This is a genomic window from Microbulbifer mixtoriginis (SeqCode) (genome assembly GCF_052466715.1).
Map to the genome: position 1 here is coordinate 1,774,002 of NZ_CP174288.1, position 13,159 is coordinate 1,787,160.

The 13,159-nt window shown below is 43.9% G+C and carries 12 protein-coding genes; 2 read left to right on the forward strand and 10 right to left on the reverse strand.

Annotation, left to right across the window (positions count from 1 at the left end; translation table 11 throughout):
- Positions 1–57: 57 nt before the first annotated feature.
- On the reverse strand, positions 58–1,611 hold the full coding sequence (locus tag ACJJH9_RS07935) for an MFS transporter (RefSeq protein ID WP_444924868.1): 1,554 nt from the start codon (positions 1,609–1,611) through the stop codon (positions 58–60).
- Between the two features lie 424 nt (positions 1,612–2,035).
- Here ACJJH9_RS07935 and ACJJH9_RS07940 point away from each other — a divergent pair, with 424 nt between their 5' ends.
- On the forward strand, positions 2,036–2,392 hold the full coding sequence (locus ACJJH9_RS07940) for a cupin domain-containing protein (protein WP_444924869.1): 357 nt from the start codon (positions 2,036–2,038) through the stop codon (positions 2,390–2,392).
- A 154-nt stretch (positions 2,393–2,546) separates the two neighbouring features.
- Here the strand turns inward: ACJJH9_RS07940 and pcp are convergent, their stop codons facing one another.
- The 9 genes from pcp to ACJJH9_RS07985 form a co-directional block, all read right to left on the reverse strand.
- On the reverse strand, positions 2,547–3,215 hold the full coding sequence (gene pcp / locus ACJJH9_RS07945) for a pyroglutamyl-peptidase I (RefSeq protein WP_444924870.1): 669 nt from the start codon (positions 3,213–3,215) through the stop codon (positions 2,547–2,549).
- 94 nt (positions 3,216–3,309) lie between these two features.
- Positions 3,310–3,729 carry an ester cyclase gene (locus ACJJH9_RS07950; protein WP_252085609.1) on the reverse strand — a complete coding sequence of 140 codons (420 nt, stop codon included), beginning with the start codon at positions 3,727–3,729 and terminating at the stop codon, positions 3,310–3,312.
- A 257-nt stretch (positions 3,730–3,986) separates the two neighbouring features.
- Positions 3,987–4,448 (reverse strand): hypothetical protein, encoded by a 462-nt coding sequence (locus ACJJH9_RS07955; protein WP_444885215.1) that lies wholly within the window; start codon positions 4,446–4,448, stop codon positions 3,987–3,989.
- 711 nt (positions 4,449–5,159) lie between these two features.
- Positions 5,160–5,561, reverse strand: a complete 402-nt coding sequence (locus tag ACJJH9_RS07960; protein WP_444924871.1) for a hypothetical protein — start codon at positions 5,559–5,561, stop codon at positions 5,160–5,162.
- A gap of 263 nt (positions 5,562–5,824) precedes the next feature.
- Entirely contained in the window at positions 5,825–6,433 is a 609-nt protein-coding gene (locus ACJJH9_RS07965; protein ID WP_444888801.1) for an OsmC-related (seleno)protein, read from the reverse strand.
- A 182-nt stretch (positions 6,434–6,615) separates the two neighbouring features.
- A complete protein-coding gene (locus tag ACJJH9_RS07970; RefSeq protein WP_444924872.1) occupies positions 6,616–7,077 on the reverse strand; it encodes a hypothetical protein in 462 nt (153 codons plus the stop codon).
- A gap of 281 nt (positions 7,078–7,358) precedes the next feature.
- Positions 7,359–8,432 carry a 3-deoxy-7-phosphoheptulonate synthase gene (locus ACJJH9_RS07975; RefSeq protein ID WP_444924873.1) on the reverse strand — a complete coding sequence of 358 codons (1,074 nt, stop codon included), beginning with the start codon at positions 8,430–8,432 and terminating at the stop codon, positions 7,359–7,361.
- A gap of 694 nt (positions 8,433–9,126) precedes the next feature.
- Positions 9,127–10,413, reverse strand: a complete 1,287-nt coding sequence (locus tag ACJJH9_RS07980) for an NRAMP family divalent metal transporter (protein WP_444924874.1) — start codon at positions 10,411–10,413, stop codon at positions 9,127–9,129.
- Positions 10,385–11,290, reverse strand: coding sequence for a LysR family transcriptional regulator (locus ACJJH9_RS07985; protein WP_444924875.1), 906 nt, complete (start codon positions 11,288–11,290; stop codon positions 10,385–10,387). The genes ACJJH9_RS07980 and ACJJH9_RS07985 overlap by 29 nt, the downstream gene beginning before the upstream one ends.
- A gap of 184 nt (positions 11,291–11,474) precedes the next feature.
- On the opposite strand from ACJJH9_RS07985, the gene ACJJH9_RS07990 reads away from it, so the two are divergent.
- Complete coding sequence (locus ACJJH9_RS07990; protein ID WP_444924876.1) at positions 11,475–13,142, forward strand: amidohydrolase family protein; 1,668 nt, start codon at positions 11,475–11,477, stop codon at positions 13,140–13,142.
- Positions 13,143–13,159 lie beyond the last annotated feature (17 nt).

Genomic DNA, 13,159 nt, shown 5'->3' on the forward strand with positions numbered 1-13,159 from the left:
CACTTGTAAAAAGTAGTAACTATTCGGCACTGAGTACTATTTGTACCTGATGACTACTTAATAGGCCCCATCTTTGCTAAGAAACTGAGTGGTATTTCTGAAAAGTAAACTAGCTAGTAACCCAGTGAGAGATAAGCAGAGAAAAGCGATCATTAACGCATGAAATCCAGAGTGAAATGATGCTTGCCCCCACTCCAAAACCTGAGAATGTAGCGAAGAATCTGGGAAAAATTTTGTTATGTTTTTGAGAGGTTGAGCTCCAGTTATAAAGGGGAGAACATCCAACATATTAACTTGGTGCTCATTGGAGAGAGTTTCTTTTGAGAGCATTGTGAAAGTTCGGACACTGACAGTGCTTACTATTATTCCTGTGAATGATATTCCTGCAGCATACCAGAGGTAGGTGTTAGAGATGAACAGCCCATAAGCTGCTCCCTTTTCATTTTTTGGGGCACTTTGAACTGCTGCAAGATTGGTTGAGGAGTACATTATTCCAGCAGTAATGCCCATAAAAACCATGCCGAATATGAGGTAATGCCAGGACAGTTTATCTGGCATCAGTATTAGTGATAGAGCAGCTGTTAGGCAGGTAAATTGGGCAAAGACGATGGAGGGGATGGGGTTGAATTTATTATTGAATATTCCAGCTGCAATTGAGGAAAAACATAAGAATATTGTCATTGTGAGAATGATGAGGCCAACCTTGGCAGCTTCATAGCCAAGTATATTCTCTAGGTATAAAGGTAAAATAAATAGGAAAGAGCCAAATATCATTTGAAAGCATGCGCGAGTTATAAGTAATCCTTGGAAAAGTTTGCTTTGGAGTAGGTTCAGGTTTATCAATGGTTGGGGTAGGGTTCTCTGCCAAAGGAAAACAAAAATTAAGATAACTAAAGAAGATGCAAGAGGTAGAATAAACTGAAAGCTGGCTATTCCTTTGTGAGGTTCAAGGTTAAGTGAAAGTAATATTAGGAGGTAGGCGGCTAGAATAAGAAATCCTGATTTGTAATGAATATATATTTTTTTGTTTTGAGTATCTCTTTTTGCGAAAATTTGCAAGATGGTGAGACATAGCAAGCATACAGGAATATTGATTAAAAAGGCCCATCTCCAACCCAGGTGGGTGACAATAAAGCCGCCTAGAATCGGGCCTATTGACTGAGCTGTAGCGGTAAAGATCACCAGTAGGCCAACGGCTAGGCCTTGTTCAGACTTTTGAAAGTGGCTTTCCGCTAGAACAAAAATCATGCCGAAAGAGGCTGCCATGCCAGATCCTTGTATAAACCTGCCGGCGATTATGGTCTCAAGGTTGGGGGCTACACTGGCAATTACTGATCCTAGAAGAAAAATGGTTATGCCCAGCATGAGGGTGTTTTTATGACCAAATCGATCTCCAAACTTACCCGTAGTAATGATTAGCCCGCCCATGGCAATAAGATAAATATTGTTAACCCACTGCAGCTGATATATTTTTGCAGAAAAATTTTCTCCTATAGTAGGGATCGCAAGGTTGATCACTGTGACATCAATATTGATGATCATTAGGCCAAGTCCAAGGCCGCCTAGTACCCACCATCGATGTTGATAAGGAAGTTCCGTTTGCTTACTCATGCCGTCCAATTAATCATGACTTTAGGGGAAGTGAGGGGATCTTTTTAGCTTGTAAGTAAAATATCTCAATAAATGAATATGTATCTGCTATCAGAATTTTGGAGTGTCTTTAGTTTCTCTAGAATCTCATTATGTATGGTAATTGAATGCTTGATATTAAAAGTTATAGCTTTGTTATAGGGGAGATATTACTTATTGGATTGGACTGTAACAATATATGACAGTGATGTTCATTATTTGCTTGTCTACTTGAACCTATCAAATTTTAGGGGGCATCTATTGTTGATTAAGTTGATCCGAAATCTGAGTGGAGAAAGGTGTGGGGCTAAATTTAAGGCGTGTAGTAACAGGGCATGATAATTCTGGTAGACCTATTGTGGTTCTAGATGACAGCGGTGAACATATATCTAGCTGGCGCTCGCATATGGAACAGCAACAATTCTGGACGACAGTTGAGCTGCCCGTAGAGATTGACTCAGAGAATAGTGATAAGGGCGCACGTGAGGTTGGCACGGTGATACCTGGTGGCTCAATCTTCAAGGTGGTGGAGTTTGGTCCTGGGGTAACTCCTCGTGTACACCGTACAGATAGCCTGGATTATGCAATTGTACTCTCTGGAGAGATCGACATGGAGATGGGGGAGGATACGGTAATCCACTTATCGGAAGGTGATGCTTTAATTCAGCGAGCTACCATTCATAACTGGGTCAATCGGGGAGATAAACCCTGCAGAATTGCGTTCGTATTAATCAGTGCCCAGGGCGATACTGCTATCGGTTAGCGACGGACTATTAAAAGCTAGGGGGAAAGGGTATGCCACCCATGAGTTAAGTGAAGAATTATTGATCGTGAGCCTATCGGAGCAGGCTTGCTATTCATTAGAAAGACATCTCTTTGGGCATCAGGGGGTGTAAATATTCAACGCTGAAACCGGGCTAAATTTGGGGCTTGGAGAGAATAGGTTCATCAATATCCTCAGTGTGCCCCAGTGCAGCTTCAATTCCGGCATGCACTCCGAGAGCCGCTGTCTCTCTCGACATGCTGGGGGTGCCGATATTTTCTGCCAGCGCGGCTACTTGAGGTAATTGAGGAAGGTGTATCCAGCCTGCGCGAATATCCAGCTGATTGGTAATAATATAGTGAAGTACCCCGTACATCAGGTGGTTACAGCAGAAGGTGGCGGCAGTGTCGGAAATATCTGCGGGAGCGCCGGCATTGCGCATGGCTTTTACCATAGCGCGAAGCGGTAGATTACTGCGATAGGCCACCGGGCCATTGGGTATGGTGGGCTCATCCTGCATCTCCACCCCGCGGTTATCTTTAAGGCGGTAGCGTGTTGAGTCATTATAGTTTTGTGCGATTCTCTCTACAGTGATAACTGCACGGCCGGCATATTCACCAAGCATCATCACTATTTGTGGGCGAAGTTCGTTAATAGCCCTCGTGACGATCTCGATACATTCGAAAAAATTGTTTGGCACAAGTAGACCGCAGACTTCAGCGCTGCCAATATGGGTGCCATCCAGTACACGCATCACGGCTTCGGCCGGGTTGATTGGTGTATGGCCAAAAGGTTCAAATCCAGTAACAAGAACTTTTGTCATGGCAGTTTATTGTTGATAGTAATTCGATGAGATCCGTATCTAACTAAATCCCCGAATTCACATTTATCAGATCCGGGGTTTTAGCTCCTAGGGTTTACTGGATCAGCCCCAGCTCCTCAAGGAAAGAGTATTTATCCCAATCCACCCAGCTTTCTACCATCTTTCCACCTTCGTAGCGATCAGTATGGGTGCCTGTCCAGCTGCTGGTTTTATTGGTGGCCTCATACTGCATGAATTTACCTGTGTGAGTGGCCGTTACGCGCCAACGGGTACATACATAATCACCCTCTGCAACTTGCAGTAAAATCTCCATTTTTACGTCGGAGAAGCTATTGTGAAACTCCTTCACTAAGTCTTGCCACTCTTCTAGCGTTTCTGTTGAGGTACCTCCAGAGGCATCTGGCATTTGGTGATTTTTGTAATTGGCAGATAAATAATCTGAGGCTTCATGTGGGGTATTGTCCCCCCAAAGCTCAAGTAACTTTTTAGAAGTTGCTTTATGGTTGGCGGACATAGTGCTCTCCAGGATTGTGGATGGCGACATTTGTGTTGTCAGGCAGGGCAAGCATAGTGTAGAGAAGGAAAAATGCCCTATTGAGGCTGCTAGAAATTGCCCTTTTACACGGCTATTCGATCAATCTTCCGATTGTGTATCGTTTTGATATTGTTCGACAAAGGTTTCAGAAAGGTTCAACCAACAAGAAAGGGGCCTTGCGGCCCCTTTAGTTTGCTTCGCAAACTCTATTGATAGGTCATCAGTTACTAATCCTGTTAGCGGTAGTTACTGATGCACTGATTGTATTCGCGGATGTAGATCTTACCACCATTCGCATGGTTACGGTTCGCCTTGTCTGCCGCGAAATTCATGCAGCCTCTTACTTGGTCTTGAGTCAGACCGTAGTAGCGAGGCGTAGGCGCACGCCAATAGTAGTTAGGTCGAGAACCGCGCCAGTAATAACGAGGCTGAGAACCGCGCCAGTAGTAACGGGGCTGAGAACCGCGCCAATACATATTTCTGGGCTGCTCATATTGACGGATAGCTGTGGGCGGATTTACTGGGTAAAAATAACGGCCTTGTTCATTAAAGGCATAAAAGGTATTTCCGCTTTGATAGTAAGTCTTGCCGAGTATTTGTACTGGTGAAGAGCCGGCAGGTAGCTGAGCGAGACGCTCTTGGGCTACACCGTACCCCGCAAGAGAGAACAGTAAGATCATTGAAAATAAATAGCGCATAACGTTTTCTCCTTCTCCCAACTTGGCAACAAGTCTACTCAAATGTGTGTTGTGTCCCAATGCGCTCTATTGGAAGTTTCGGTTGCTTCACCACTAGTTTTAAAGACTACAACGAAATAAAGGAAAATAAACCAATAGTAAAGTTTTCTGATATATTCTTGGGGTGCAAAAATTGCTCTAATTGATGATGTTTTTAGGGAATTTAAATTCTACTCCATGGCAAAGATAACAACAGGGCAGGTAAAAGTGTTTTTCAGTTGGAGGGAATATGAAGTTGATTGTCTTTTGGTCGTCTAGCCCTGAAAAGGGCTTTGCCATGAGATGAATATATTTTTTTATTTTCAGTTGTGTGGCTGTGGGGGGGGTGAATTCTGTGAATATTAATGATGCCTGTTGTGTTTAACCTATATAAGGACACTAGTGGGGCCTACTTTGCTGGAGGTGCGGATGTCTTCCAGGGAGTGATGTTTTCCATGCAGAGCAGAGTTGGCTAGTGGCTGGATAGGGTATTTACTAGGTTTTATTGCTACATCGGTTGACTTGGTGGGATTGTTGCTTTGTATTTGGCTGGTTTTGATCGTTCTTAATCTTTTATCGTAGTGTATCAAAGCGTATTGTTGAGCGTAGATGAAAAGTCACTCAGTCTAGCTATTGGTCGCACGCAAAAGATGGAAGGGTTTAAAAAGTTTTCTGAATTAAGCTCCTCATTTACTACGGGTTTGGTAATAGTCTACGGGTGTTTTCTAAACACATATTGTATTCGCGTATATAGACTTTGCCACCCTTAGCAGGATTGGCATTAGCCTTGTCTGCTGCCATATTCATACAGCCTGCAATTTGTCCTCGAGTCAGCCGCGGCCCTGGCTCCGTACGAGTAGAAAGAAAAGATAGGTTTCTTGGGCGTTCATATTGGCGAATAGCGGTAGGAGGATCTACCGGATAGTAGTAACGTCCTTTTTCACTAAATGCATAGAAGTTATTGCCACTTTGGTAGTCAGTTTTTCCGAGAATTTGTACTGGCTGGGCATCAGCTGGAAGTTGTGCGAGTCGCTCTTGAGCAGTGCTGAAATTGGCAATGGAGAGTAACAATAGTACCAAAAATAAAAAATGCATTCTGCGACCTCCCTCGCGCAACCTAGCAGAATTTTACTTTAGTTAAATGTAAGCCCCAATGTGCTTTTTAGGGCTCCTATCTGCTGTGAGAAAGATAATTTTAAAGCGATTTATAAAGACAGTTTCACTTTTCCAAATAAAAACTGAGCAAATTAATCTATAGAGAGGTGGCATATGGGGAACCAAGATCTAAATTCGGAAGCTTTTGGTTTCATAATCTGTCTGTTAGCGCTTCACCCTGGATATCACCAAGCCAGCTTGGTTTATGTAAAAGGTATAGGTTTGTCGTTGAGATAAAGAGAGGTTGTGACTGGTGTGGCTTTGGCTACCGTTTGTAGCGACATACAGGCTTGCCGGCAGCAGTGGGCAAACTCCACGAGTTTTTCCTCGGTCTCATCACTTTCTATAATCAAGTGAATCTCCACCCGGTCACCCTGGCCAAATACCTTTTCGGGTTGAATTCCACCAAAGTTAAGAGTGGTTGAAAATTCGGTCTTTTGTTCAAGCCTTACCTGCTTAAGTTGAATATTAGAGAGTTGTGCCAGCATCTCTACATGAGACATCATGCAGAGTGCCAACCCTGCAGAAAAGTACATGATGGGTGATGGAGCGCTACCCCGGCCTCCAACCGCAGTTCCTTCATCACATATCAGCTCCCAAGTTCCTCCATTAGGCACATTCGAGAAAATAGTTGCCTTCTTTAGGTGATGTCCTTGGGGCATTTGTTCCACATTGATATGGGCATGAAATCTTAAAAGCTCCCCCTGTTTCACTTTGTCCAGGTGAGGTGGGGGAAATGTATCTTGCTCAGCGTCATCATTAAGCTTACGAACAATGGTTGTCGAGGACATATCCCATTCTACGGATTCCATAGTGGGTACCTCTTAATGGTTGTGGGTTGGCTTTGAAAGTGCCAGATGCTCAAAAGAGTATATAAATGTCGGTAGTTTAGAGTTTCTGATGAGGGCTCCCCAATTGCTGGGGGAAAACCAGGGTGTTTAAATGTGAGGTTTTTCGCAGAGCCTTTAGGAGTTATGGTATTTGTCTATTGATCTTAGGCAAGCAGTGCTAGGCCTGTCCGTTGTTCTAACTCATAGGCATAGCGTTGAGCTTCTTTCAATTGCTGGTAGGCCCTTGCCGTAATGCCCTCATTAAAAGTCGCGTACGCGTATTTGAAAATAAGCACTACCTGATAGCTGGTATGGCCACTTCTGCTCTCTTTAGAGTGGTGAGAGCAGGAAACTATTTTAATACCTTTGAAAATTGTGAGAGGCTTTTCTTCTGTCCAGTTGTGCCAGAGAATTCGATTTTGAGACACGTATTGCTTAGTTTCAAAATCAATATAGTGATCTTTCTTGAACGAAAAAGTGATTACGGCGAGAAGGCAAAGTAGGGTGGTGGCAATCCAGGAGAATACAGAGCCAGTATCTAGGGCAAAGCTCAGGCTCACAAAGAGCCATATCAGAACAAAACCACCCAGTATATAGGTAAGTATTTTATTAGACTGCAGTTCCATTTAGCTGCTTCTATTCTAAAAGATTTATTCTTGATCAATATTTATACAGGTTTGGTTCCCTGCCTATCTGGAAAACTGGGGGAAAACCGCTTCCTATACCCTGTTTACTGTGGGGAGGGTACTCCTACGGCGTCCCATTGTCAGCCTTTCTGAGGCTTTTGGTGGTTAGGAGATATCTAAGCTCGCCATGAGGGCACTTGGGAGGGGCTGGCAGCCAGTATTAGAAATAAATAGCTGCCAGTTAGAGAAATGGGGGCACAGTCCCCTATAAAGTCACATACTTAGCAAGTTCTACTCTTCAGTGGCTCTCGCAATTGTTCGGCCATACCCAGTAATAGTGAATCGGTAGTTTCCCAATCGATACACTTGTCGGTAACAGAGACGCCGTATTCCAGGTCATTCAGATTGGCGGGAATCTTCTGATTACCGGCTTTCAGATTACTCTCCACCATAATGCCAATAATTGATTGATTACCATCAAGAATCTGGTGAGTCACGTTATCTACCACCAGGGGCTGTAATTCGTGATTTTTATTGGAGTTGGCGTGGCTGCAGTCGACCATGATATTGGGGGTAATATCGGCGCTACGCAGTTCCTGTTCACACATGGCAACGCTGACCGAATCGTAATTTGGTTTGTCGTTACCGCCGCGAAGCACAACATGGCCATAAGGGTTGCCGGAGGTATGAATAATGGCAACCTGACCGCGCTTGTTGATTCCGAGGAATCTGTGGGGATTAGCGACAGACTGCAAGGCATTAATCGCTACTTCTAATCCGCCATCGGTACCATTCTTAAAGCCCACAGCAGAGGAGAGGCCGCTGGCCATTTCCCGATGAGTTTGGGATTCGGTAGTACGTGCGCCAATGGCTGACCAGGAAATCAGATCTTGCAGGTATTGGGGAGAGATTGGATCCAGTGCTTCTGTTGCGGTGGGCAGTCCCAGTTCGGCGACATCTAAAAGTAGCTTGCGGCCGATATGAAGGCCTTCCTCAATCTTGAAGGAATCATTCAAGTGGGGATCGTTGATCAGGCCCTTCCAACCAACTGTGGTGCGGGGCTTTTCGAAATAGACTCGCATTACTATCAGCAGGGTATCGGAAACCTTATCTGCCACCGCTTTCAGGCGCTTGGCATAATCCATTGCAGCGTCCACATCGTGAACGGAGCAAGGTCCGATAACCACCATCAAGCGGTGGTCTTTACGATCGAGGATATCACGCACGGCGCTGCGCCCTTTGGCGACGGTCGCTTCGGCTGCATCGCTAATGGGTAGCTCTGCTTTCAGCATCTCCGGGCTGATCAGGACTTCCTGGGAGACGACATTCAGGTCGTCGAACTGCTGTGTAGTCATAGCGTCTTCTGATTACTCTGTTCCTTAGTGCCGCTCTGCACCTGCAGGCGGATGACTTATCCTACTGTGCCGCAAAGAATAGGGCGAGGGTTTCATTTGCAACCAAATATTTGGGCTGGTTTTGGGATGTACATTTGAATTTTTCCTATGACAGTTTGGCACTTCAGGAGCGTTTAGAGGAAGTCGCTTAGGAGAGTTTTGGCGTGGAAGAAGTGATGATTTGGAGCTTCATCAGTTGAGTACAAGCCTACCTATGAGTACCCAGTGATTAAGAGGTGATCAATGGGCCTTCCTTTCGGGGTCGTTCATGCTGAAAGGAGCTAGCTTATGATGAGCCACTCATTATGTGAGAAGTTCAGTTTTACAGAGGTAGGAATAGCATTCCAAGTAACCACCTTGATAGATCTAATGCCAACTGCTTAGATGGCTTAACTCAGGGTAAAAAATTTAGTCTGTAGCTAAAACGACTTATATAAACTGTGCAGGAGAGTTTAGAAGTACCCCTGAAAATGAGGGGCAGTATTCATGAAGTGAGCTGATTTCCCCGGACTGCAACTTGTGTCAACAAAGTACTAGGAAAGCTTAAGATGAAGAGGGATTGATCTCTAAGGCTTAGATGACCTTAGATATTGCGCTCATCCCTGAGCTTTACTTTTATAGACTTTTCAAGTCTGTTGACGTTGCAAAGAAATCGTTAGTTACTCAAGAAACGCCAATAAATAAAGTAAAAGCTAAAACCTATCATTAAGCACAGGCAGGCATAAGTGTAAACTAAGTACCACCCTTTTAAGTGATACTCTCTTGGTACCCATTTCCCGTTCATAACAAGAATGTTGAGTAAAGCAAAGATTGGAGCACAAACGAAAGATAAAGTGGTTACAAAGTCGATAAGGTTTTTTAACTGATCAGCAAATAGGGAGATAATAAACCAGCTTATAAGGCTTAGTGTAATAAGGGTGGATACGTAGACTCTATTTTCTGGAATCTTGATACTATTCGATGATCTCAAGGCACTTCGCCAAACTTGAGGAAAGCCATCGGAGACTGCAAAGGTGGTTGAGAAAAGCGCGACAAAACAGATAATGCTGATTGTTAAATGGCTCCAGTCACCAAGGGATTCGGTATAAATATTGATTAGCTGACCAGCAAATATGCCTGCAGATTGGGATAATTCAATATCTTTCCCAAACATTACTAGTGCACCTAACCATACAAATACAATCGCTAATAACAAACTGGTGAAATAGCCAACCTTAAAGTCAAATACGAGAGATTTCCTGGCATACCCTCTATCTGGTTTTTCCTTTATCCTTCGCTCCGACCAAATAGAGTGCCAAACAGAAACTTCAATCGAAGTTGGCATCCAGCCGACTAAGGCGACAACAAATGCGATGCTCACAGCTGGTGCTATATCGGCGGTTAAATGGGATTTAGAGGGAAGGAGCCCATATTGACTTATTGCAGCAATGAGTGTGATCAAGCTGGCAATAGCCAGTATGAGGACCATCCACTTTAAGCTTTCATTCAGCCATTTAAATTGGCCAGCAATCAAGATTGCACAGGTAATGACCAGAATGATGGCAGACCACTCTGAAACATTTAGGATATCGCCAAATAAATTGAGCGCTAAAGCAGCTGTGACAATCGTAACTGCAGCTTGAACAAAGAACATTGTTAGAAATGTAAGAGCCATATAACTATAAAAACCCACTCGACTGTGTTTTTTATAGCCTTCCAATAAACTCTCGCCGGTGACAGCTGCATACTCTGGACCGATTTTGAAAAAAGGGTATTTGACTAAATGAGCTAGGAAAATAAAACCAATCAAAGCGAAAGCGTAATCTGCTCCTGCGCGTGTTGACTGCACGATATGAGACACGCCAATACTGCTTGCGGCCCAAATAATTCCAGGGCCTAGGTTTGAGAAAGTGCGTTTAAATACATCCATTAAATCAGAACTGCTCGGAATGATGTTGCTCAAAATAGCTCTTAGCCACATCGATAAAGGTTTTAACCTTCAAGGAAAGCTCGCAGCGATGAGGGTAGAGCGCAAAAATAGTCAGTGGCTTTATTGTGAATTTAGGTAAAATCTCAGTGAGTTGGCCAGAGTCGACATAAGATTTGACAGAGTAAAAAGGCGCTTGGATTACTCCTTGTCCTTCAGCCGCTGCCTCATTCAATAGCCTCCCATTGTTAGATTGCCAGGCCCAGGGGAGTTTGATTTTTTTTATCTCTTCTTTGTCTTGAAATAGCCAGTGATCCCCTCGTATGCTGTGGTTAAAGAAAAGTAATTGATGCTTCTTTAATGAATCCATGTTTTCAGGGAGCCCATTCTTCTCAATGTAAGAATCACTTGCCCAGAGTGCTAGCTTAGTTTTCGCGATAGATTGGACGATATAGCTAGAGTCGGGTAATTCTGGTGCGATTCTAAAAACGAGATCGATTTTATTGTCGAGTAAATCGAGTGGGTCATTGCTGAGGTGAAAATCCAGGAATACCTGAGGGTATAGCCTGCGGTAATTGGCAATCAATCCTGAAAAATATTGACTGCCTAGCTCTATGCTGGTCGATATCGATAGCCTGCCTCTGGGCTCTTGATTATATTCTGACATCGCCTGGTCGACGGAGTGGAGTTTTTTTAGTATTGGTGAAATTTGCTTGTAGTAATCATCGCCCGCTTCGGTTATTGATACTTTGCGTGTATTGCGCATCACCAACAGGCAGCCCAGTTCCTCTTCTAACTGCTTAATGTACTTACCAACCATTGCTGCGGAAATGCCGAGTTCGCGAGCAGCAGCTGCAAAGTTTTGTTTTTCGCATACCAAACAGTATGCCTCAAGGGCGTGTAACTTGTTCATTGACTCCCCTGATGGCTAGTCTTCTTCTCTTCTTACGGTGGGCGTAAACTGGAGTATACCGATAAGTATAATAAACCAATAGTTTATACACTATAAATTTAAATGATATTTAAAGTGCATCCCAAATGACGCAAAATTTTGCTATTAGGTTAAAATTCCCGACAGTCTTCTTTTAGATAAGTACATGAAAATAAAACAAATTTTTATTCTAGTGGCTCTATACATTGCTACCAACGGCGTTGTATTCGCAGAGGAAAGTAAGCTAGAGCAAGTCTTGCTCATTAACGCCAATATAGTGGACGTTAAATCACTCAAAATTGATGAAAGACAGTCGATTCTTATTGAAGGCGATAAGATCAAGAGAATTTCCTCAACGAATAAGCTCTCCAAAGTGAGGGGGGCCAGTGTTGTCGATTTAAAAGGGAAGTTTGTGATCCCCGGCCTGATAGATGCGCATGTCCACCATGCAACAGATCCGGATAGCTGGGATAAATTGTCAATCACTACTGAGCGACTTCGATACCTGCTTCGTGGTGGTGTCACTTCTGTGAGAGATATGGGCGGTGATGCGCGAGCCTTGGCCTACTTAAGACGTCAAGCAGAAGTCGACGCCATCGCTTCGCCAGACATCTACTTTTCAGTCATTATTGGTGGGGAATCCTTCTTCTCGGATCCGAGAACCATTGCCTCAGCTAAAGGGCGTACACCAGGCCACACAACATGGATGAGAGCGGTAGATCATAATTCAGATATGGACGCAGTAATGCTCCAGGCCATAGGCGCTGGTGCAACAGGCATCAAGATATATGCAGATGTTGAGGCCGAGACAGTGCCATTGCTTGCAAATGCAGCCAAAAGACATGGTTTAAAAGTCTGGTCGCATGCTTATATTGGCCCCTCCAAACCTTTGGATATTGTCAATGCTGGTGTTGAGACTATTTCACATGCCTCTGATATGTCCGCTCAGTTAGTTGATAACTTCAAGGCGTGGCGCAGGAAAACTGCCGAATTCGATGATTCAACTTGGGAAAAAATGCTACAAAAAGATAGCTATTTAGATCTTTTTGACGCGATGAAAGAGAAAGGGACAATATTAGATGCGACGCTTACAGTATTTGAAAGAAGAAATGACTTAAACGAAAAATACAGGCAGCTTGATCAGCTCAGTACACAAATGACACAATTTGCCTATCAAAGCGGCATTACCATTGCTGCTGGCACGGATGCATTTAGTGACCTTGAAAATGACACTACACCGATGATTCATCATGAGCTAAAGCTGCTCGTAGATGAAATCGGCATGACACCTCTCGAGGCAATTCAAGCTGCAACTTTAAATGCTGCGAAAGTGATAGGGATAGAAGGTTCTGTCGGTAGTATTGAAGAGGGAAAGAAAGCAAACATGGTTGTGCTTTCAGAAAGTCCCGAAACAAATATTGAAAATAGCCAGGCGATAGCTCATGTAGTAAAGAACGGTCGTTTTATTTTTATTGGTGACGACCCACAGTTGCCTTTCTCTTCTTCACGTGAAATGAATGGAACCATTTGGTTATCCGGGCAAATCGGTAATCATCCTTCAACTTTAACCTTGGCAGGTGAAAGTCTGGAAGCTCAGATGCATCAAACAATGAAGAATATTGGCCAAGTTCTTGAGAGCAAAAACCTGGGCTTTGACGATGTAGTTAAGTGTACTTTGATGCTCGCTGATATTGATGATTGGCCAGCGGCGAACAACGTCTACATCCAGTACTTCAGTGGGAAAAAACCAGCGAGGAGTGCTTTTGCAGCGAGCGGCCTGGCACTTGATGCCAAAGCTGAAGTGGAATGTATTGCTTCACGAAGCACTGATTAATTCTGGAGTGGGGATCT